The 19,883-nt window shown below is 66.8% G+C and carries 28 protein-coding genes and 1 riboswitch; of the genes, 16 read left to right on the top strand and 12 right to left on the bottom strand.

Annotated elements, in window-relative coordinates; genetic code table 11:
* Positions 1 to 134: 134 nt before the first annotated feature.
* Both ACT17R_RS05770 and ACT17R_RS05765 read right to left on the bottom strand, forming a co-directional pair.
* Complete coding sequence (locus tag ACT17R_RS05770; protein ID WP_058812989.1) at positions 135 to 512, bottom strand: histidine triad nucleotide-binding protein; 378 nt, start codon at positions 510 to 512, stop codon at positions 135 to 137.
* A gap of 36 nt (positions 513 to 548) precedes the next feature.
* Entirely contained in the window at positions 549 to 893 is a 345-nt protein-coding gene (locus ACT17R_RS05765; protein ID WP_062901739.1) for a phosphoribosyl-ATP diphosphatase, read from the bottom strand.
* Positions 894 to 985: 92 nt separating this feature from the next.
* Between ACT17R_RS05765 and ung the strand changes: the two genes are divergently transcribed.
* The 5 genes from ung (at position 986) to ACT17R_RS05740 (ending at position 3,788) form a co-directional block, all read left to right on the top strand.
* Entirely contained in the window at positions 986 to 1,699 is a 714-nt protein-coding gene (gene ung, locus ACT17R_RS05760) for a uracil-DNA glycosylase (RefSeq protein WP_062903110.1), read from the top strand.
* Positions 1,696 to 2,454: a sulfite exporter TauE/SafE family protein gene (locus ACT17R_RS05755; protein ID WP_062901740.1), complete on the top strand. Its 759-nt coding sequence runs from the start codon at positions 1,696 to 1,698 to the stop codon at positions 2,452 to 2,454. Before ung ends, ACT17R_RS05755 begins: the two co-directional genes overlap by 4 nt.
* Positions 2,451 to 2,915: a YaiI/YqxD family protein gene (locus tag ACT17R_RS05750; protein WP_444809135.1), complete on the top strand. Its 465-nt coding sequence runs from the start codon at positions 2,451 to 2,453 to the stop codon at positions 2,913 to 2,915. Before ACT17R_RS05755 ends, ACT17R_RS05750 begins: the two co-directional genes overlap by 4 nt.
* A gap of 48 nt (positions 2,916 to 2,963) precedes the next feature.
* On the top strand, positions 2,964 to 3,296 hold the full coding sequence (locus ACT17R_RS05745; RefSeq protein WP_062901742.1) for a DUF962 domain-containing protein: 333 nt from the start codon (positions 2,964 to 2,966) through the stop codon (positions 3,294 to 3,296).
* A 63-nt stretch (positions 3,297 to 3,359) separates the two neighbouring features.
* On the top strand, positions 3,360 to 3,788 hold the full coding sequence (locus ACT17R_RS05740) for an OsmC family protein (protein ID WP_062901743.1): 429 nt from the start codon (positions 3,360 to 3,362) through the stop codon (positions 3,786 to 3,788).
* Between the two features lie 42 nt (positions 3,789 to 3,830).
* Here the strand turns inward: ACT17R_RS05740 and ACT17R_RS05735 are convergent, their stop codons facing one another.
* Positions 3,831 to 4,289 (bottom strand): glycine zipper 2TM domain-containing protein, encoded by a 459-nt coding sequence (locus ACT17R_RS05735; protein ID WP_062901744.1) that lies wholly within the window; start codon positions 4,287 to 4,289, stop codon positions 3,831 to 3,833.
* 185 nt (positions 4,290 to 4,474) lie between these two features.
* Here ACT17R_RS05735 and ACT17R_RS05730 point away from each other — a divergent pair, with 185 nt between their 5' ends.
* Positions 4,475 to 5,341 carry a TauD/TfdA dioxygenase family protein gene (locus ACT17R_RS05730; RefSeq protein WP_062901745.1) on the top strand — a complete coding sequence of 289 codons (867 nt, stop codon included), beginning with the start codon at positions 4,475 to 4,477 and terminating at the stop codon, positions 5,339 to 5,341.
* 31 nt (positions 5,342 to 5,372) lie between these two features.
* Here the strand turns inward: ACT17R_RS05730 and arr are convergent, their stop codons facing one another.
* Positions 5,373 to 5,813 (bottom strand): NAD(+)--rifampin ADP-ribosyltransferase, encoded by a 441-nt coding sequence (gene arr / locus ACT17R_RS05725; protein WP_062901746.1) that lies wholly within the window; start codon positions 5,811 to 5,813, stop codon positions 5,373 to 5,375.
* A gap of 47 nt (positions 5,814 to 5,860) precedes the next feature.
* On the opposite strand from arr, the gene ACT17R_RS05720 reads away from it, so the two are divergent.
* Positions 5,861 to 6,037: a hypothetical protein gene (locus ACT17R_RS05720; RefSeq protein ID WP_202988224.1), complete on the top strand. Its 177-nt coding sequence runs from the start codon at positions 5,861 to 5,863 to the stop codon at positions 6,035 to 6,037.
* 470 nt (positions 6,038 to 6,507) lie between these two features.
* Positions 6,508 to 7,233 (top strand): GGDEF domain-containing protein, encoded by a 726-nt coding sequence (locus ACT17R_RS05715; protein WP_062901748.1) that lies wholly within the window; start codon positions 6,508 to 6,510, stop codon positions 7,231 to 7,233.
* Here the strand turns inward: ACT17R_RS05715 and ACT17R_RS05710 are convergent.
* From ACT17R_RS05710 to ACT17R_RS05700, 3 genes are read right to left on the bottom strand one after another with little or no spacing between them, the layout of a single operon-like run.
* Positions 7,230 to 7,676 (bottom strand): hypothetical protein, encoded by a 447-nt coding sequence (locus ACT17R_RS05710; protein WP_062901749.1) that lies wholly within the window; start codon positions 7,674 to 7,676, stop codon positions 7,230 to 7,232. The two genes, ACT17R_RS05715 and ACT17R_RS05710, sit on opposite strands and share 4 nt — an antisense overlap.
* A complete protein-coding gene (gene thiC, locus ACT17R_RS05705; RefSeq protein ID WP_062901750.1) occupies positions 7,673 to 9,559 on the bottom strand; it encodes a phosphomethylpyrimidine synthase ThiC in 1,887 nt (628 codons plus the stop codon). Before thiC ends, ACT17R_RS05710 begins: the two co-directional genes overlap by 4 nt.
* A gap of 27 nt (positions 9,560 to 9,586) precedes the next feature.
* On the bottom strand, positions 9,587 to 10,024 hold the full coding sequence (locus ACT17R_RS05700) for a hypothetical protein (protein ID WP_062901751.1): 438 nt from the start codon (positions 10,022 to 10,024) through the stop codon (positions 9,587 to 9,589).
* 55 nt (positions 10,025 to 10,079) lie between these two features.
* Positions 10,080 to 10,191, bottom strand: a riboswitch (TPP riboswitch).
* A 139-nt stretch (positions 10,192 to 10,330) separates the two neighbouring features.
* On the opposite strand from ACT17R_RS05700, the gene ACT17R_RS05695 reads away from it, so the two are divergent.
* From ACT17R_RS05695 to ACT17R_RS05670, 6 genes are all read left to right on the top strand, one after another.
* The gene (locus tag ACT17R_RS05695) at positions 10,331 to 10,612 is read left to right on the top strand and encodes a hypothetical protein (protein WP_062901752.1); all 282 of its coding nucleotides are present in this window, start codon (positions 10,331 to 10,333) and stop codon (positions 10,610 to 10,612) included.
* Between the two features lie 122 nt (positions 10,613 to 10,734).
* A complete protein-coding gene (locus tag ACT17R_RS05690) occupies positions 10,735 to 11,967 on the top strand; it encodes a cytochrome P450 (RefSeq protein ID WP_062901753.1) in 1,233 nt (410 codons plus the stop codon).
* A gap of 119 nt (positions 11,968 to 12,086) precedes the next feature.
* Entirely contained in the window at positions 12,087 to 12,536 is a 450-nt protein-coding gene (locus ACT17R_RS05685; RefSeq protein ID WP_062901754.1) for a hypothetical protein, read from the top strand.
* Between the two features lie 3 nt (positions 12,537 to 12,539).
* A complete protein-coding gene (locus ACT17R_RS05680; RefSeq protein ID WP_062901755.1) occupies positions 12,540 to 12,839 on the top strand; it encodes a transcriptional regulator in 300 nt (99 codons plus the stop codon).
* An 87-nt stretch (positions 12,840 to 12,926) separates the two neighbouring features.
* Positions 12,927 to 14,384: a hypothetical protein gene (locus ACT17R_RS05675; protein ID WP_444809134.1), complete on the top strand. Its 1,458-nt coding sequence runs from the start codon at positions 12,927 to 12,929 to the stop codon at positions 14,382 to 14,384.
* Between the two features lie 10 nt (positions 14,385 to 14,394).
* Positions 14,395 to 14,661, top strand: a complete 267-nt coding sequence (locus tag ACT17R_RS05670; protein ID WP_156000960.1) for a hypothetical protein — start codon at positions 14,395 to 14,397, stop codon at positions 14,659 to 14,661.
* An 18-nt stretch (positions 14,662 to 14,679) separates the two neighbouring features.
* Here ACT17R_RS05670 and ACT17R_RS05665 read toward each other — a convergent pair whose 3' ends face one another.
* The 5 genes from ACT17R_RS05665 to ACT17R_RS05645 form a co-directional block, all read right to left on the bottom strand.
* A complete protein-coding gene (locus ACT17R_RS05665; protein ID WP_062901757.1) occupies positions 14,680 to 16,197 on the bottom strand; it encodes a flavin-containing monooxygenase in 1,518 nt (505 codons plus the stop codon).
* Positions 16,198 to 16,307: 110 nt separating this feature from the next.
* Positions 16,308 to 16,763 (bottom strand): DMT family transporter, encoded by a 456-nt coding sequence (locus ACT17R_RS05660; protein WP_062768265.1) that lies wholly within the window; start codon positions 16,761 to 16,763, stop codon positions 16,308 to 16,310.
* Positions 16,764 to 16,794: 31 nt separating this feature from the next.
* Positions 16,795 to 17,274: a nuclear transport factor 2 family protein gene (locus ACT17R_RS05655; RefSeq protein WP_444809133.1), complete on the bottom strand. Its 480-nt coding sequence runs from the start codon at positions 17,272 to 17,274 to the stop codon at positions 16,795 to 16,797.
* Positions 17,271 to 17,903, bottom strand: coding sequence for a glutathione S-transferase family protein (locus ACT17R_RS05650; RefSeq protein ID WP_444809132.1), 633 nt, complete (start codon positions 17,901 to 17,903; stop codon positions 17,271 to 17,273). Before ACT17R_RS05650 ends, ACT17R_RS05655 begins: the two co-directional genes overlap by 4 nt.
* Positions 17,900 to 18,523, bottom strand: a complete 624-nt coding sequence (locus ACT17R_RS05645) for a pyridoxamine 5'-phosphate oxidase family protein (RefSeq protein WP_062901760.1) — start codon at positions 18,521 to 18,523, stop codon at positions 17,900 to 17,902. The genes ACT17R_RS05650 and ACT17R_RS05645 overlap by 4 nt, the downstream gene beginning before the upstream one ends.
* 150 nt (positions 18,524 to 18,673) lie before the next feature.
* Here ACT17R_RS05645 and ACT17R_RS05640 point away from each other — a divergent pair, with 150 nt between their 5' ends.
* Both ACT17R_RS05640 and ACT17R_RS05635 read left to right on the top strand, forming a co-directional pair.
* Positions 18,674 to 19,564 carry a LysR substrate-binding domain-containing protein gene (locus ACT17R_RS05640; protein WP_062901761.1) on the top strand — a complete coding sequence of 297 codons (891 nt, stop codon included), beginning with the start codon at positions 18,674 to 18,676 and terminating at the stop codon, positions 19,562 to 19,564.
* A gap of 63 nt (positions 19,565 to 19,627) precedes the next feature.
* Positions 19,628 to 19,855 carry a hypothetical protein gene (locus ACT17R_RS05635; protein WP_003040979.1) on the top strand — a complete coding sequence of 76 codons (228 nt, stop codon included), beginning with the start codon at positions 19,628 to 19,630 and terminating at the stop codon, positions 19,853 to 19,855.
* The last annotated feature ends 28 nt before the right edge of the window (positions 19,856 to 19,883 follow it).

Raw genomic sequence — 19,883 nt, 5'->3', positions numbered from 1 at the left:
GTCGTCTCCCCGTCTGGACCCGTCATTATCCTGCTGGAAACAGGTGCAACTGTCCAGCATGCCCCGCGTACCGGTCCCGCCTAGCCGGAGGGCGGGGCGCCGCTGTGACACGGGTCACAGCAGCATGGGAAAGCTCAGCGCGCGAGCATCGGTCCGAGCCACTGGCCGCCGAAAATATGGACGTGGAGATGCGGCACTTCCTGCCCGCCATGGCCGCCGATGTTGGCGAGCAGGCGGTAGCCGGGTTCGACGAGCTGCTGGTCGCGGGCCACCTTGCCGACGGCGCGGATGAAACCCGCGATTTCGGCATCGCTGGCGCGTGCCGAAAAATCGTCCCAGCTGACATAGGCGCCCTTGGGAATCACGAGGATGTGGAGCGGCGCCTGCGGATTGATGTCGTGAAAGGCGAAAGCGAATTCGTCTTCATAGACGGGTTTCGACGGCAGATCGCCACGCAGGATGCGCGCGAAGATATTATTCTCGTCATAGGGCAGGGTGGCGTCGATGGGCATGGGGACTCCTGGGTTCGTGCCGGTTGTGGCTCACAGCTATGGCGCGCGCGCGGCCTTTTCGGCGTGGCCCGAAATGCCGTGGCGGCGGGCGAGTTCGGCGGCGACGGCATCCCAGCCGATGCCGCGTTCGGCCAGCAGGACGGTCAGGTGAAAGACGAGGTCGGCGGCCTCGCCGGTCAGCGCCGCATCGTCCTCGGTCAGCGCTGCGATCACCGTTTCGGTCGCTTCTTCGCCCAGTTTTTGCGCGATCTTTCCGCGCCCCTTGGCGGCGAGGCTGGCGACGTAGGAGGCGCCGGCGTCGCCCGCGGCGAGGCGCGCGCGCACCACGGCCTCAAGCAGCGTCAAGGCATCGCCGATCGCGCCATCCCGTTCCTGCGTCATTCGCCCACTCCTCCGGTGCCATGGCCGTTGCAGACCGCCTAGCGAGGGAATGGACGCTGGACAAGGCGGCGCGGCTCTGGTCAAGCGCCGGCATGGCCGATGTCAAATTGCATCCCGACTGGCTCGCGCGCATCGGCGGCGAGTTCGACCAGCCCTATATGGCGCAGCTCAGGGCCTTTCTGGGCGAACAGCGGGCGAAGGGGAAGACAATCTTTCCCCGCCCCCGCGACTGGTTCGCCGCGCTTGATGCGACGCCGCCGCAGGACGTCCGCGTCGTCATCCTGGGACAGGATCCCTATCATGGGCTCGGACAGGCGCACGGGCTGTGCTTTTCGGTCCAGCCGGGCGTGCGCACGCCGCCCAGCCTCGTCAACATCTACAAGGAAATGGCGAGCGACCTCGGCATCCCGCCCGCGCGGCACGGATATCTGAAGCATTGGGCCGAACAAGGCGTGTTGCTGCTCAACAATGTGCTGACGGTCGAAAGCGGGCAGGCGGCGTCGCATCAGGGCAAGGGGTGGGAGAAGTTCACCGACGCTGCGGTCGCAGCGGTCGCTGCCGACCCCGCGCCCAAGGTCTTCATCCTGTGGGGCAGCCATGCGCAGCGCAAGGCGGCGAACGTGCCGGGACTGGGCGCCGACGGCCCGCACCTGATCCTGCGCGCACCGCATCCGTCGCCCTTGTCGGCGCATAACGGCTTTTTCGGGTCGCGGCCGTTCAGCCAAGCGAATGCCTTTCTGGAGGCGCACGGCCGGGGCGCGATCGACTGGCGGCTGCCCGACGCGGTCGACCCGCCGGTCGTATGAGCATCCTTGCCGATCCGCTGACGCTCGCGGTGCTGATCGTCGCGGTCATCCTGCTCGGCATGGCGAAGGGCGGGCTGGCCGGGGTCGGCGCGCTCGCAACGCCGCTGGCGGCGCTGGTGCTGCCGCCGGCCACCGCGGCGGCTTTGTTGCTGCCGATCCTGATCGTGCAGGACGTCATCAGCGTGTGGTCGTTTCGCAAGACGTGGGACGGCTGGGTCATCGGCTGGATGCTCCCCGGCGCGGCGGTGGGCGTTGCGGCGGGATATTATTATGCCGACCGCGTCGATGAGGCGCAGTTGATGGCGGCGCTCGGTGCGATCACGCTCGCCTTCGGCCTCTATCGCCTGTGGGTCGAACGCGGCGGACGCATCGTCGCGGCGTCGCGCTCGCCGGGCTGGGTGGGGACGCTGTTCGGCGGGCTGATGGGGTTCACGAGCCAGATCGCGCATGCCGGCGGCCCGCCGTTCCAGATGTGGGTGACGCCGCGAAAGCTGCCGCACCTCAGCTTTATCGGGACCAGCGCCATCCTTTTCGCGATCGTCAACTGGATGAAGGTTCCCGCCTATCTGGCGCTCGGCGCTTTCCCGCACGAGGTGATCGTCGCGGCCCTGCTCCTGATGCCGCTGGCGATCGTCGCGACGCTGCTGACGGTGCGCTGGCTGAAGCGGATCGACGGCGCGCGCTTCTATGTGATCGTCTACGGCCTGATGGTCCTGCTGGGTGCGAAGCTGTTATGGGACGGGATCGCCGGATGAGTGGGGCGCCGACGATCCTGGTCGACGCCGACGCCTGCCCGGTGAAGGACGAAATCTACCGCGTCGCCTGGCGCCACGAAGTCCCGGTGAAGGTCGTCAGCAACAGCCGTCTGCGCGTCCCCGACCACCCGCTGATCGAGCGGATAACCGTGTCCGGCGGTTTCGATGCTGCCGACGACTGGATCGCGGCGGAGGCCGATGCGCTCAGCATCGTCGTCACGGCCGATATCCTGCTCGCCGACCGCGCGCTCAAGGCGGGGGCGGCCGTGTTGGCGCCGAATGGCAAGCCGTTCACTACAGCCTCGATCGGACCGGCCATCGCGACGCGCGCGATCATGGCCGATCTGCGTGCCGGCATGGGAGCCGGGATCGGCGGGCCGCCACCCTTTTCAAAGGCCGACCGGTCGCAATTCCTGCAAGCGCTCGACGCTGCACTCGTCCGGATGAGCCGCGCGGGGTAGTGCGTTGCCGGGCTTGACCCGCACCGCGACCCTGCGCATCTTGCCGTCATGGCACGCACTTACAGCAGTTTTGCCGAATTCTGGCCCTTCTACCTGCGCGAGCATAGCAAGCCGCGCACGCGGGCGCTGCACTATGTGGGGACATCGCTCGTCGTGCTGCTGGCGGTAGCCGCGCTTGCGACCGGGCGCTGGTGGTTGTTCGCTGCGCTTCCTGTCGCGGGCTATGCCTTTGCCTGGGCGGCGCATTTCGGGGTCGAGAAGAATCGCCCGGCGACCTTTACCTATCCCTTGTGGAGCCTCGCCGCCGATTTTCGCATGTGGGCGCTGTGGCTGACCGGCCGGTTGGGCCGCGAGCTCGACGAGGCCGGTGTTGCGCGCTGATCCGGAACCATCGCAGCGCTGCGGGCTTCCTGCAAAGAGAAAGCCATCAGAAGGAGTAAAGCGATGACGGTCAACAGCGGTTCGGCGCGGTACGAAGGGTTCGGCAAGGACGGCAAGGGGCATATCTGGACGGCGCGCGGCGCGCTCGATGCGCAGCCCTATGGCTTTGCTTCGCGCTTCGAGGACGGGCCCGGCACCAATCCCGAAGAGCTGATCGCGGCGGCGCATGCGTCCTGCTTCACGATGGCGCTGTCCTTCGCACTGGCACGGGCAGGGTTCAGCGACGGGCAGATCGATACCAAGGCCGATGTGACGCTCGACAAGGATGGCGACGGCTTTGCAGTGACCAAATCGGCACTCACGCTGACGGCGCGGGTGCCGGGGATCGAGGCGGACCGTTTTGCGGCCATCGCTGCCGATGCGAAGGCCAATTGCCCCATCTCGAAGCTTTTGAACTGCGAAATCACGCTTGAACACACGCTCGAGAATTGAGGCGGTGCGCCGGGCCGGCACAGGCCGGCCCGGCGGAGACGCTTAGCGACAGCGCACGTCGTCCTTCTTGCTGCCGCGGTCGATCGCATTGCCCGCGACCGCCCCGCCGATGGCGCCAATCACCGTGCCCAGCGTCTTCGAATCGCCCGGCGCGATGACGTTGCCGAGGACGCCGCCCGCGATGCCGCCGACGATCAGCCCGGTGGTGCCGTCGGAGCGACGGCAATAATATTTGCCGTCGCGGCCGCGATAGATGCGGTCGCCATCAGACATCCGGCGTTCGCGGTAGCGCCGGTCGTTCCGGTAATAATTGTCGGCATAATAGCCGCCGTAGCGCGGATCGGGATTGTTCCAGTCGTAGCGGCCGTAGCGGTCGTGATAGCTGTTGTCGTAATAGCCATAGCCGCCATCGTCATAGCCATAGCTGCCGGTCGAGGCGCAGCCCGCCAGCGCGGTCGCCGCGGCGAGGGGGGCGAGGGTGAGCATCGTTGCTTTTTTCATATCGTCTCTCCTGACCTGTCGGGGGGAAGGCCGGGGGACGGCCGGGTGGAGCGCAGGTCTTCCGTCATAGAAGACCCGCGAATGCCTCCCGTGGTTCCGTCGCGGGCCGGAGCGGCCGCCTTGACTCGGCGGCGGCGAGGGCGCCTATTCGCTGCTGAAAACAGGAACGGTTGGAGAGAGATGCCATGAACGTCGCCGCGTCGCCGCGCAGTTTTGCCCGCCTGAAAGTCACGCCGATGACCCCGTCGATTGGCGCCGAGATCGATGGAATCGACCTGTCGGCCGAGCAGGATGACGAGACGATCGCCGAAATCCGCGCCGCGCTGCTGGCACATAAGGTGATCTTCTTTCGCAACCAGTTCATCACCGCGCGGCAGCATATCGCCTTTGCCCGCCGCTTCGGGACGTTGGAGATTCACCCCGCGACGCCCAAGGACCAGCCCGATCCCGAAGTGCTGCACATCGCCTATGGCCCCGATTCGAAGGGGCAGGAGAATGCGTGGCATTCGGACGTCACCTGGCGCGCCGAACCGTCGCTGGGGTCGATCCTGCGCGCGGTCGAGGTACCGCCCGTCGGCGGCGACACGCTGTTCGCCGACATGGGCGCCGCCTTTCGCGGCCTGTCGCCGGCGATGCAGGACTGGTGCCGCGGCCTGACCGCCGTTCACGACATCGCCCGCGTCTTTGCCCGCCGGCTGGGCAAGCGGCCCGAGGAACTGCACGACCAATATCCGCCGCAGCGCCACCCGGTGGTACGCACCCACCCCGAAACCGGCGAGCAGGCGCTATACGTCAACACCGCCTTTACCAGCCATATCGAGGGGCTGAGCGAGAAGGAGAGCGATTGGCTGCTGACGCATCTCTACGCGCAGGCGGCCATACCCGAATATCAGTGCCGCTTTCGCTGGGAGGCGGGGTCGGTCGCCTTTTGGGACAATCGCGCCGGCCAGCATTATGCGGCATCCGACTATTTCCCCGCGGTGCGCCGGATGGAGCGGGTGACGATCGCCGGCGACCGGCCCTTCTACAAGGACGAGCGCCCGAGCAGCTGATCCCGGCGGCGCCGCGGCCCCGCCCGCCCGGTCAGTCGATGATCACATCCTTCCCCTCGGCCTTCAGCTGGGCGAGGCCGTCCTTCATCGCGGCGAGAACGTCGGGCGGGTGCGGGGTCCAGCTTTCGACTTCGCCGACGATGCGCAGCGGTGCGCGGCTGCGATAGCTGCGCGTCGGGTTGCCGGGAAATTTCTTGTCGGTGAGATTGGGATCGTCGAACCAGTCGCCGGTCGGTGCGACGATGTAGATGCGCTCGCGGCCGTCACCCGCGGCGAGTTCGCAGCCCCAGATCGCGGATTCCAGCGCGGCGGAGAAATAGATCCACGATAGCGGCTTTTCCGTGCCGTAATTGCTGGTCCAACCCGCGGCGAGCAGGTCGCCGACGGCCAGATCGGCGCGGGTGCCGTGATAGAAGGTTGCGCCCTTTTCGGGGCCGCCGGGTTCGGGGACGGTGGGAGCGGTGTCATTCATTCGGGCCCGCTTTGCCTTAACTTGTCAAACTTGTCACCTCCGGGCCTTTGAAATCAGTCACTTGGTTCCGCGCCATCGCGGTCGTCGGCGGCCGGGCCGGGCAGGCGCATCGGGTCGGCGGGCGGCGGGTCGGCGGGCACGCCGATCCGCGCGAGCGCCTCGGCCAGCCGGGCTTCGGCAGGGTCACCATCGGCAATCGCGGCGCCGCGGCCTGCGTCGCCTGACCCTGCGGCGCCAAAGCGATGGGGGCGCGCGTGCGCATCAGGAACATCGCGACCCGTTCGAGATATTCGCGCCGCGCGCCCACCTGTTCGCCCTTGTAAAATATGCGAACGGGCACGCTGTGGACCGCGCGAGCTAGCGCGGCGTCGACCAGCCGCCGCATCCCGCAATCGGTCGCGGCATCCCACGTATGGCGGAACGCATGGGCATCGGGGCGGCGGCGGAGGTTATAGGCCGACGTCGCCGACAGCCCGACGCTACATCGGTCACGCAGGCCGTTGCGGCGAGCGGCTCGATAAACTTGCGCTGGCGGTCGGGGTGCAGGCGTTGATGCGCCGGCGCTGAAGCTGCGGGGTAAAGGCAGACAGCGCGGCGATCCGACTTTGCGGCTCCGGGCCTTGCAAGGCCGGGCCATGCGGCAGCGCGGCATTTTGCTTAAGATGTTTTTGCCGTGCGCCGTTACAACCGGGCCATGCCGCATCGTACTGCCTGCCGTTTCAACCCCGCCCTGCGCCTGATCCTAGGCGGGGTGTTGGTCGTTGGCTTTTCGGTCACGGCGTCGATGCTGTTCACCCACCTAAGTTATACGCAGTTCGGCGATCTGAACTATGCCGATGCGATGTGGGCATCGGCGATCGTGCCGTTGCTGGTCGCGCCCCCCGCCTATGGCTGGATCGCGTGGCTGAGCTGGCGATTGCACCGGGCGAATGCGGCGCTGGATAAGCTGGCGCGCTGCGATGCGATGACCGGGCTGGCGAACCGCCGCGCCTTTGTCGAGGCAGCGCGCGAGCGGCTGGCGGCGGGGGAGCCGATGCAGTTGATTGTTGCCGATATCGACCATTTCAAGCGGATCAACGACAGCATGGGCCATGCCGCAGGCGACCTGGCCCTGACCCACGCCGCCGCCGTTCTGGCGCGCGCCGCGCCCGAGGCCGGGCTAGTGGCGCGGATCGGCGGCGAAGAATTCGCGCTGCTGGTTCCCGCGGAAACCGACGCGGCGGCGCTGGTCGCGCGCATCGCCGACGATCTGGCGCACATGCCCGTCCCCGCCGCGGCCGAGCTGCAACGCATGACGTGCAGCTTCGGCGTCGCAGTGGCGCAGGCGGGCGAAGGGCTCGACGGCCTGCTCTCGCGCGCCGACGCCGCGCTCTATGCGGCGAAGGACGGCGGCCGCAACCGGATGGCATTGGCGAGTTAGCAGTGGCGCAGGCACCCGGATTCAGGCGCCGGCGCGGAGCGGCCGTGTTCGACATGGGTGGTCTTGCCGACGATGCTTTCGGTCAGGATGATCTCGTCGACCGTCCAGCCGATCGGGGGCAATTCCAGCACGCTTAAACTCTGCGAATCCCGCAGGTCGCCGCGATAAGTGACCTTGATATGCGGTGCGAGGGTGATCCCGTCCATGTTCGGCGCCTTTTCGCGTAGCAGATGGTTCCCTAGCGCCTTCTGGAACGCCGGCGCCTCGGCCTGCGGCGCGCGCGTGCGCAGCATCGCCGCCTTGCGGTTCTCGATCCGGCCGAAGGCGAGCGGAAAGCGCGCCGCGGCGAAGCTGTCCGGCGCGGCGATGGTCGCGGGCAGCCCGCCCTTAACGACGCCAAGCTGTAGCGAGAAGGCTAATTGGTGCGCACAGCTGCGTATCAATCATGCTCCCGGCTACCAGCCCCCATATACAGTTCGCGGCCGGTGTCCTCATAGACCTGGCTCATTTCCGCCATCCCCTTCTCGGCTTCCTCCGCCGCGATGAAGCCGGCGCTGTCCTGATTTTGCAGCTTGGCGAACTCGCGGACTTCCTGGCTGATCTTCATCGAGCAGAATTTGGGGCCGCACATGCTGCAGAAATGCGCGGTCTTGGCGCCTTCGGCGGGGAGCGTCTGGTCGTGGTACTGCTCCGCCGTGTCGGGGTCGAGGCTCAGGTTGAACTGGTCGCGCCAGCGGAATTCGAAGCGCGCTTTCGATAGCGCGTCGTCGCGGACCTTGGCGGCGGGGTGGCCCTTGGCGAGGTCGGCGGCGTGGGCGGCGAGCTTGTAGGTGACGACGCCGACCTTCACATCGTCGCGGTCGGGGAGGCCGAGATGCTCCTTGGGCGTGACGTAGCAAAGCATCGCGGTGCCGTACCAGCCGATCATCGCGGCGCCGATGCCGCTGGTGATATGGTCGTAGCCCGGCGCGATGTCGGTGGTGAGCGGCCCTAATGTGTAGAAGGGCGCCTCGCCGCACGCCTCGAGCTGCTTGTCCATATTCTCCTTGATCTTGTGCATCGGGACGTGCCCCGGCCCCTCGATCATCACCTGAACATCCTGATCCCACGCGCGCTTGGTGAGCTCACCGAGCGTGTAGAGCTCGGCGAACTGCGCCTCGTCGTTCGCGTCGGCGATGCTGCCGGGGCGGAGGCCGTCGCCGAGACTGTAGGCGATGTCATAGGCTTTCATGATCTCGGTAATCTCGTCGAAGCGTTCGTAGAGGAAGCTTTCCCTGTGATGCGCGAGGCACCATTTCGCCATGATGCTGCCGCCGCGGCTGACGATGCCGGTGACGCGCTTGGCGGCGAGGGGGACGTAGGGCAGGCGGACGCCGGCGTGGATGGTGAAATAGTCGACCCCCTGCTCGGCCTGTTCGATCAGCGTGTCGCGGAAAATTTCCCACGTCAGCTCCTCCGCGATGCCGCCGACTTTCTCCAGCGCCTGATAGATGGGGACGGTGCCGATCGGGACGGGCGAGTTGCGGATGATCCATTCGCGCGTGTCGTGGATGTTGCGCCCGGTCGACAGGTCCATGACGGTGTCGGCGCCCCAGCGGATCGACCAGACCATCTTGTCGACCTCGCTCGCGACGTCGGATGCGACCGCGCTGTTGCCGATATTGGCGTTGATCTTGACGAGGAAGTTGCGGCCGATCGCCATCGGCTCGCTTTCGGGGTGGTTGATGTTGTTGGGGATGATCGCGCGGCCGCGCGCGACCTCTTCGCGGACGAATTCGGGGGTGACATAATCGGGGATGCTGGCGCCCCAGTCCTGCCCGTCGCGGATGTACTCGCTCAGGCGTTCGCGGCCGAGATTTTCGCGGGTCGCGACATATTCCATCTCGGGCGTGATGATGCCGCGGCGGGCGTAGTGCATCTGGCTGACGTTATGGCCGGGTTTGGCGCGCAGCACCGTCTTGCGGACGTTGGGGAAGGCGGGGACGCCGCCCGACCGGTCGGGGCCGAGCTGGCCGTTATCCTCGGGCCGCACCTCGCGCTGGGTCACTTCCTCGACATCGCCGCGGGCGCGGATCCACGCGGCGCGCAGTTCGGGGAGGCCCTGCGCGATGTCGATGCTCGCGTTCGGGTCGGTATAGGGACCCGACGTGTCGTAGACGCGGACGCTGGGCTCGCCCGAATGGGGGTCGAGGTCGATCTCGCGCATCGCCACGCGGATGCCGCTGCCCGTCGGGCTCGCGATGTGAACCTTGCGGCTGCCCCGAATAGGTCCGGTGGTGACGCCGATGCGGTCGGCGGCTTCAATGCGGGAATCGATGTCGGCCATGGGGTTCAGCTTTCCTTGGGGTGGGGTTCAGACAAGACGGAAGAGGCCCGCGGCGGTGAAGCCGAGGCCGAGAAGGAGCGCGAGGACGGCGAGCGGGCGCGTCCGCGTCCCCAGCTTGCGCATCCAGAAACGGACGTAGAGATCGGCAAAGGCGGTGACCGCCAGCGCCTCGATCACCGCGAGGCCGCCGAGGATGGTGAGGACAAGCGCGAGCGGATCGCCCGCGGGCCAGCCTTCGGGGCCGCGATTGGCGAGATAGAGCAGGGTGCCGAAGATGATCTCGAACAGCCCGGTGAGCATCTGGAGCGCGGGCGAGCCTTCGATCTCCTCGATCATCCGGTGCCACTGGCCGGGACGGCGCAGCTCGTCGATCGCGGCCGCGAGCAGGAACAGGCCGAGGATCAGCGCCGACCAGGCGGGCGCCTGCGCGGCATAAGGAACGGCGGGGATGGCAGCATCGGGCATGGCACGCTCTCCTTCCTTCCTGACGGACGGGAAGGGGGTGCAAGCGGTCCGGTGACGATCCAGCGCGCGCCCTCCCTCCGCCCGTATTACCGGGATCAGGTTCGACGGGTCGCGGTCTATTCCGCTCTCAACCTGCGATTGCGCGGCAGGCTCCCCGGGGACGTGATGCTTCTAGGCCTGTCGCGGTGGCGTGTCCAGCGGTGCGGTGCGGGCGCCGGATTGCGCCTTTGTAATGTTGCGGACGCAGGGGCGCCATGATGGGCGTGTCATCTTCGCCTTCCCATCGGGATGAAAGGAAGGCCTGTCATGTTGAGGATCAAACTTGCCACGCTTGGCGCCGCCGCGTTGCTGGCGCTGTCGGGAACGGCGGCAGTCGCGCAGGACGCGACCCCCTATTGCTCGAAGACGGTGACCGACAATTGCATGCAGCGCGAAGGCCATGCAGTCGCGGCCAGGCATCACGCGGCGCGCAAGCATCAGGCAGCGCGCAAGCACGCCGCCGCCCGGCGCCACGCTGCGGCGCATCGCAAGGCGGCGCATCGCAGGATGGCCGCGAAGACTGTACCGGCACCCGCGCCCAAGAAGTGAAGCCGCGCCGTGCGTCGCCGCGGGCCGCGCGGCGCACGGCCATTTACCCCGCACGTCGCGGCTTGCGGCGCGGCGTGGCCCCGCTACACTCGCCGTCGAAGCGACGATGGCGGGAGAGCGATATGGCGTCGGTGATGGACGAAGCGCGGGCGGTCACGCCGGTCGATGTCAGCGACATCGCGCTCTATGTCGAGGATCGGTGGCGCGAGCCTTTCGCGCGGCTGCGCGCCGAGATGCCGGTGAGCTGGTGTCCCGAAAGCCCCTATGGCGGCTATTGGTCGGTCGCGACGCATGCGCTGGTTCAGGCAGTCGAGCTTGATCCGGCGACATTTTCCTCATCGTGGAAAAATGGCAATATCGTCATCGCCGATCCGCCCCCCGAATCGAACCTGCCCAATTTCATCGCCGCCGATCCGCCGGTCCACACCGCGCAGCGCAAGGTGATCGCCCCCGCCTTCAATCCGAGCCAGATGGCGGAGCGCGAAAAGACGGTGAAGCGGCGGACGCGCGAGCTGTTCGACGCGCTGCCGGTCGGCGAGACGTTCGACTGGGTCGAAAACGTGTCGGTGCCGCTGACAATCGGGATGCTGTGCATCCTGTTCGATTTTCCGTGGGAAGAACGCCACGACCTCAAACGCTGGTCCGACTATGGCGGCAATGTTTCACCCGAGACGGCAAGCGAGGAATATCGCGCGCAATGGATGGCCGAAATGGGCGCGATGCTGGCGCGCTTCGACCGCGAGCTCGAAGCGCGCAAGGCGCTGCCGCCGAGCGACGACTTGTTGTCGCGCATGGTCCACAGCGAGGCGATGGGCAGCCTCAACCCGATGGAGCGGCTCGCCAACATCGCGCTACTGATCGTCGGGGGCAATGACACGACGCGCAATTCGATGAGCGGGCTGGTCGAGGCGCTGCACCGTTTTCCCGGCGAGCTCGATCGGCTGCGCGCCGACCCCGCGCTGATCCCCAATGCGGCGCAGGAGATCATCCGCTGGCAATCGCCGGTCACGCACATGCGGCGGACCTGCATGGCCGACACCGAACTGGGCGGACAGACGATCCGCCGGGGTGAAAAGGTGATCCTCTGGTATATTTCGGCGAACCGCGACGAGAGTGTGTTTCCGCGAGCCGACCTTTTCGACGTGGGCCGCGACAATGCGCGGCGCCATGTCGCCTTCGGTCACGGCATCCACCGCTGCGTCGGGGCGCGGCTGGCCGAAATCCAGCTTTGTACGCTGATCGAGGAAATCGTGGCGCGCGGCATCCGGATCGAACCGCAAGGCGCGCCCGAGCGGCTGGCGAGCCCCTTCCTCCACGGGTTCGTCCATATGCCGGTGCGGATCGTCGCCGACTGACTTTCCAGACTGGAAAATTGTCACTTGCCGAATCGGAAAGTCGGACGTATTGCTTTCCGAAATGGAAAGTGATGCGGGGGCACCCTTCGTTTCCGCATCAGACCCGAGGAGCAAGAGACATGAACCCGATCGAAGCCCGCGCCGCGCTCGACAGCATCGACGACGTCCAGCGCGACCTGGCACTGAAGGCGACCTATTGCCCGCCGTGGCGCCACGCGGCGTTCGGCGCGGTCATGGCGCTGCTAGTGCTGGGACAGGGTTTCGGCATCGCGATCATGGCGCCGCTGTTCGCGGTCGCGATGCTGGCGGTGGTGCTGCTCGTCGCCGACGACCGGAGGCGTTATGGCCTGTTTGTCAACGGTTATCGCAGGGGCCGGACCCTGCCGGTTACGCTGGCGCTGCTCGGCGCGATGCTGGCGGCGATGTTCGGCGAAATCCACGCCCGCGAAGCCGGACTGACGCTGGGCACGAAGATAGGCATCGCCGCCATCGCCTTTGGCGTCGCCGTCGCCGCGAGCGTCGCCTGGAGCCGCATCTATCGCCGTGAGCTGCTGAAGGGCACCGCCTGAGCCATGGACGGGATCGACATGGTGCTGCATGCGCCGGCGCGGCTGCAGATCGCCGCGCTACTCGCCAAGGTCAGCGAGATGGAGTTCGCCAAGCTGCGCGAGCTGGTTCAGGTCAGCGATTCGGTGCTGTCCAAGCATCTCGCCGCGCTGGTCGACGAAGGCTATGTCGATTTGCGCAAGGCGCCGCTCGGGGGACGCCAGCGGACATGGGCTTCGCTGACCCGCGCCGGGCACCGCGCGCTCGAGGCGCATGTCGCCGCGCTGCGCGCCATCGTCGCCCATCTTCCCGTCGCGGCCGAATAAGGCTAGGGGCGTCGCGGCTTTCCGGTCGGGGTGCGGGGGCCGGCTTTGCCCATTGCCTCGCCGGATGATCTGAGCATGAAAGCAGATATGGTGCCCGATAGCGGCATCGCCGCGGGGACGGTGTCGCGGCGTGACTGGACGGCGTTGCTGGCGCTGGCGCTCGTGTTGCGGCTGGTCGCGGCGTGGCAGGAAAGCGTGCTGCACCCAGACGAGGTCTTCCAATATCTCGAAGGCGCGTTCCGCCTGCTCCACGGCTATTCGGTCGTGACCTGGGAGTATCGCGACGGGATGCGCGGCGATCTTTATCCCGCCTTGCTCGCGCTGCCGATGCGGCTCGGCGAATGGATCGCGCCCGACGGCAGCCTGACCATCTGGTTGCCGCGAATGATGATGGCGATATTGTCGCTGTCGATCGTCGCCGCAGCCGGGGCGATCGGGGCGCGGGTGTCGCGGCTGCATTTCTGGACCGCGGGACTGATCGCCGCATGCTGGCCTGACCTTGTTGCCTTTGCGCCGCATCCGCTGACCGAGCAGATGGCGGCCCTGCTCGCGGCACCAGCGATCGCGCTGCTTTGGCTACCAGGGCGCAGCGCACGACAGCTGATGATCATCGGCGCTGCCGTGGGCCTGGCGGTCGTGTTTCGGCCGCATGTCGCGCCCGCGCTGGCGCTGGGGCTGCTCGTGCACGTCTGGCGGGCCGGGCCGCGCAGTCTCTGGCCGCTTGTCGCCGGGGGTTTGGTCGGGCTGGCGATCGGCGCGGTCAGCGATGTTGCGGGGGGGCATTGGCCGTTCGAATGGTTGGTGCACAATGTCGATCGCAACATCGTCGATAATGTGTCGGCGCGTTACGGCGTGTCGGGACCATTCCAATATGCGGTCGATCTTCTGGCGCTGTGGGGCCTGTGGACCGCTCCAATCCTCGTGCTGGCGGCGCTCGGTGCGCGGCGCTATCCGCTGCTCGCGGTGGTTGCGATCGCCAATATCCTGGTCCACTCGGCGATCGGCCACAAGGAATATCGGTTTATCATCCTGTCGGTGACGGCGATCATATTGCTCGCGGGCGTCGGTACCGGCGATGCGATCGCTGCACTGCGCGCGCAGCGGGGGCGACAGGGGTGGCGGGTGGCGCTGGTGCTGGGCGCGGGCTGGATTGCCGCCGCGGCCCATGTTGCGCCCGCGCTGCATAAATGGGGCGCGCGGGTCGTAACGCCCTTCAGCGCCGCGGCCTCCGACGGGCTGCGCGCAGATCCGGGACTGTGCGGCATGGCGGTGGTCGGCAATCGCTTTTTCCGCGTCTATGGCTACGCGCGGCTGCAGCGGCGGGTGCCGATCTTCGTTCAGGCGCCGGGCGATCCGCACGTCGACCCCGCCCAGTTCAACGCCGCGCTGGTCTGGAAAGGACATGCGGACGCCCTGACCCCCGATTTTCGCGCGACGATCTGTTCTGCCGACGGCAGTCAATGCCTGTACGAGCGGAAGGGCGGTTGCAGCGCCGCGACCTCACGGGCAGAAATAAATCGCTATCTTGCCGATCGCGGGATGTAGGAGGATGCCGATGCGACCCGATCTGGACGATCCCGAGGCGCGCGCCGCCTATCGCCGTGAACTGCTCGGCGTCGGGCGCGGGATGCGGCGCGTCGGCTTTGCCGCAAGCCTGCTCGCGCTCGCGCTGCTGATGGGGCCGCGGATGGGCGGTCCGTGGATGCTCGGCCCGCTGCCGACGCAATATTGGGGCTGGGCGGCGCTGCTGCTCAGCTGGACGCTGTTCGTCGTCGTGATCGTGCGGCGCACCCGCCACCACAAGCGGCGGATGGCTGAATAGCCATCCGCCGGATCGCGATCAGGCGTAGCGGAATTCGTCGCTGCGCAGGTCGATGAGCGGGAACGCATCCTTTTCGGCCCAGTAATCCTGATTGTGCCGCCATTCGGGCTTGTCGCCGCGCCGCGGCATCGCATCGAGCCCGCGCATCAGATAGCCGGGATTGAAATTGTCCGCCTCGATCCACGGCATGATCGCCATCCCCTCGTCCTGCGGGCGCAGCACGACCTCGACCTTCTTTGCGCCGATATCGTCCATGTGGTTGAGCAGATTGCAGACGAAATCGCCCATCATGTCGACGCGCAGCGTCCAGCTCGCGCGGAAATAGCCCATCACCCACGCCATGTTGGGAACGCCGGTCATCATCATGCCGCGGTAGGTGACGGTGTCGGCCCAATCGACGGGCTTGCCGTCGACCTCGAACGGGATACCGCCCATGACCGAGAGGTTGAAGCCCGTTGCGGCGACGATGATATCGGCCTCGATCTCGGTTCCGTCCGCGGTGCGGACGCCCGTTTCGGTGAAGCTGTCGATCGTGTCGGTGACGACGGTCAGCTTGCCCGCCGTCGCGGCACGGAAGATGTCGCCTTCGGGGCAGAAGGCGAGCCGCTGCTGCCAGGGGCGGTATTTCGGGGTGAAATGCGGTTCGAACGAAAAATCCGGATCGCCCGAAAAGGCGCGGATCAGCTCTTTCAGCTCTTCGAACACCTGATCGGGTTCGGTCTGGCAGCGGCGCGTCATCAGATCCTGATCGTGCATGATCTGCGCGCGCACGACGCGGTGGACCGTAGGTTCGTCGATCCCGACCTCGCGCAGCCGGTCGGCAAGTTCGTTCTTGTTTTCGGAGCAGAAAAAATAGGTCGGCGAGCGCTGGAGCATCGTTACATGCGCCGCCTTCTCGGCAAAGGCGGGGACGATCGTCGCGGCGGTCGCGCCCGATCCGATGACGAGGATGCGCTTGCCCGCATAGTCGGTCGCGGGATCCCAGAGCTGGGCGTGGACGAACTGGCCCTTATAGTCCGAAAGGCCCGGCCAGTCGGGGATGTAGGGCTTCTCATGGTCGTAATAGCCCTGGCACATCCACAGGAAATTGGCGGTGAAGACGACGGCGGCGCCATCGGCCTTGCGCACCGCCTCTACCGTCCAGCAGTTCTGCTCGCTCGACCAGCGGCAGGCGGTGATGCGGTGGCCGTAATGAATATGGTCGCCGATGCCGTTTTCGTCGATCACCTCGCCCATATATTTCAGGATTTCATCGGCGCTGGCGATCGGCGCGCCGACCCAGGGCTTGAAGCGATAGCCGAAGGTGTAGAGATCCGAATCGGAGCGGACGCCGGGATATTTGTGCGTTTCCCAAGTGCCGCCGAACGTGTCCTTCATCTCGAGGATCGCATAGCTTTTGCCGGGGCACTGATGCTGGAGATGATAGGCCGAACCGATGCCCGAAATCCCCGCGCCGACGATCAGCACGTCGACATGATTGGCATCCTTGGCAGTGGTGGCTTCGCGCGCCGCGGCGCGCGCCGTCGTGGTCGTCATGGCTTGTCCGCTCCCATTTTCTCTAGTTAGGGTGATTACCCTATACTATCGAGCATGAGTCGCGCCAGTCCGCTTTGATGTGGATCAAAAGCGCCCGTGCCGACGCGCGGTCAGCCGGTGCGGCGTGCCAGCCAGACCCCTGCGACCATCAGCGCAATTCCGGCGAGCCGCGCGGTGTCGACCGGAAAGCGCTGGGCGCCGAACAGGCCGAAATGATCGATGATCGCGGCGCTCGTCAGCTGTCCCACCAGCACGAAGAAGATCGCATTGCCGACCCCGAAGCGCGGCGCGATGAAGGTCACGGAGATCACGTAGAAAGCAACGAACAGCCCGCCGAAATAGAAATGAAAGGGAATGTCGGCGGAAAAGCGGATGTCGCCGAGCGCGCCGGTCGCGACAGCCCCGGTAAGCGCAACGAGCAGTGCAAGCCCGAAGAGGATGACCGATGCCGCCATCGGGCTGCCAAGCCGTCCGCCGAGCCCGCCGTTGAGCGCGGCGAGGATCGGGATGCCGACCCCGGTGAGGAACATGATCGAGGCAAAGGTTGGGGCGGGGTTTGCGCTCATGCGGTCTGTCCTTGATTGCGGGGGGCGGAGGCTAGAGCCCCAGTTCGTCGAGGCCGGGGTGATTGTCAGGGCGGCGGCCCGTGTCGCCGCGATCCCAATGGAGCAAGCGCGCCGACTCGGCAATGGCGAGGTCGTTGATGCTCGCGATGCGCCGCGCCATCTGGCCGTCCGCTGCAAATTCCCAATTTTCATTGCCGTAGGACCGCCACCATTGGCCGTCATGGTCGTGCCATTCATAGGCGAAGCGCACCGCGATCCGGTTGTCGGTGAAGGCCCACAGCGTCTTGATCAGGCGGTAATCCTGCTCGCGCTGCCATTTGGCGGCGAGGAAGTCGATGATGGCGCCGCGCCCGGCAAGAAAGATGTCGCGGTTCCGCCAGACGCTGTCCGGCGTATAGGCGAGCGCGACGCGCGCGGGGTCGCGGCTGTTCCATCCATCCTCGGCCAGCCGGACCTTGTGCGCTGCGCTTGCAGCGTCGAATGGCGGCAGCGGCGCGCGGGTGCCGGTCATTGTGCTGCCTCTCGCACCCATTCGTTCGTGGCGGGCCATCCGGGCATGGCGGGAAAGCACGGCAGCGCAGCGATGCGGCGCGTCCAGTCGCGGATATGGGGCCAGTCGTCGAGGTCGATGCCACCGTCGGGCGCGAGCGCCAGATAGGGGCTTGCGGCGATGTCGGCGATCGTCAGCCGGTCGCCGACAAGCCAGGTGCGCGCGGCCAGATGCGCATCGACGACCGGGAGGATACGCATCGCCACGGCGTGCGCGCGCGACCGGTCGACCGTCCAGCCGAACAGCTTTTCGGCGCGCAGCAGCGCGGGGCCGTTGAAGATTTCATTGGCGGCGTGCGACAGCCAGACGGAAATCGCGCCGCGCTCTTCCGCCGTGTGGCCGTCCCAGTCCCCGGGCCGGTGGCGGGCGGCGAGATAGGCAAGGATCGCCTGGCTGTCGCGCAGGACGAAATCGCCTTCGGCATAGACGGGTATCTGCGCCATCGGATTGAGCGCGCGAAAGGCATCGCCCTGCCGCCGCTCGGCGTCGACCGTCTCTTCTTCATAGGCGAGTCCGAGGAAGGCGAGCGCCATGCGCACCTTGTGTGCATTGCCCGACAGAGGCGAACCATAGAGGCAGATCATTGTCATTCTCCCTTCTGGGCCGCGCGCAATGCGTCGACCTGCGCGCGCAGCTGGTTGAGCTCGGCAGCCATCGGACGGACGGCGGCGGAGATTTCGGCTTCGGTGAAGCGCGGCGTTATGTGCTGGGGGCAGTTCCAGTCGAAACCCGCGACGTCGATCACGAAGCCGCGCTCGGGGGTTGCGCGGTAGCCTTCGGGCATCAGCGAGGTCACGAGCGCGGGATCTTCGGCGATCTCGACGATCCGCCCCTCGCCGATCAGTTTGAGCCGCCGGCGGTTGGGATAGTCCATCAGGAACAGCGAGACGCGCGGATTTTCAGCGAGATTGGCGGTGCTGATAAATTGGCGGTTGCCCGTAAAGTCGGCGAAGCCGAGGCGGTTGCCGCCGAGCGGGCGCAGGAAGCCGGGCGGGCCACCGCGGTGCTGGATATAGGGCCAGCCGTCGGCGGTTATGCTGCCCAGATAGAAGCTGTCGCGGGCGGCAATGAAGTCGAGTTCGCGGGCGGTCAGCGTGTCGCTGCCGTCGCTGTCGGCCTCCATCCGTGCGTAGCTGGCGCGCGATCCGTGCCGCGCCTGCAGGCGCCGCGCCGCGTCGGTGAACAAAGTGCGGAGATAATGTTGCGCCATGCGGGGGGCCTTCCGACAAGAGGGCGCGAGCGGGGCGCCGCGATCGGGGGTTGGGGGCCTCCCTCGCTCGCAAACCCTATCTATCGTGTTGCTGTATGCGCGATAATCAGCGATTGATGGATATCTCTATTTCAATATGCGGAATAATCGATGGACCGGCTGCTGACTCTTGAGATGTTCGTGGCGGTGGCGGGCGAAGGCGGATTCGCTGCCGCCGCGCGCAAGATCGGCAGTTCGCCGCCCGCGGTGACGCGGGGCATTGCTGCGCTCGAGGAGCGGCTCGGCACGAGCCTTTTCCACCGCTCGACCCGCGCGGTCGCGCTGACCGACGAGGGCGCGGTCTTTCTGGGGCAGGCGCGGCGTATCCTGGCCGATCTTGCGGGGGCCGAGCGGGCGCTGCGCGGTGGCGAGGCCGAACCGCGCGGCCAACTCTACCTGACCGCGCCGGTGATGTTCGGGCGGCTGCATGTCCTGCCCGTGGTCGGCGACCTGCTCGCCCGGCATGATGCGCTGGCGGTGCGGATGATGCTGATCGACCGCAATGTCCGCATTGTCGAGGAGGGCATCGACATCGCGCTGCGTATCGGACCGCTTGCCGATTCGAGCCTGAAGGCGGTCCGCATCGGCGCGGTGCGGCAGATGTTGGTCGCGAGCCCCGGCTATCTGGCGCGGCGGGGCGCCCCCGCGACGATCGACGCGCTCGCCGACCATGATCTGATCATCTCGACCGGGCCGCGCGCGGCGGGCGAATGGAGTTTTGCCGAGCGTCGCTGGCGGGTCGAGCCGCGCCCGCGGCTGGTGGTGAACACCGTCGATGCGGCGATGGCGGCGGCCGAAGCGGGGATCGGAATCGCCAATCTGCTGAGTTATCAGGTGATGGACGGCGTCGATGGCGGGCGCCTGATCGCGCTGCTCAACGCCAAGCAGCCGCCGCCCTTGCCTGTCCATCTGGTCTTCGAACAGTCGCGCGCCGGCCTGCCCGCGGTCCGCCTTTTGATCGAGGCGATGCGGCGCCGGATGCGATCGGCGGGGCTGGGGTGACGCGGGCACCGCGCTCCGCTACGGCATGGTGATGACCGATCGTCTCTTTCCGACCGCGCGCCGATGAGCCGCGCTCCGCGCCTTGCCGGCTATGCGCTGATGGCGGCGGCGGTGCTGCTGGCGCTTGCGATGCGGCGCGGGCTGATCGAGAGCCTGGGGCCGTTTCCGGTCGCGGCGGTGGCACTGCTGATCGGGATGATTGGCGTGATGCTGGTGTTCACCGACCTGATGGTGCGCGGGCTTTATGCACAGATCGGTGCGGCCAAGCGAGCCGAGGACGAGGGCGAGTAGCGCCTTTTCGTTCGACACTATCGGCGCT

Origin of the sequence: Sphingopyxis sp. Q841, assembly GCF_052384365.1 — a bacterium.
Classification (GTDB): Bacteria; Pseudomonadota; Alphaproteobacteria; order Sphingomonadales; family Sphingomonadaceae; genus Sphingopyxis; species Sphingopyxis terrae_A.
Note: the sequence above shows the minus strand (reverse complement) of the source record. Positions and strands in the feature narration are given on the sequence as shown.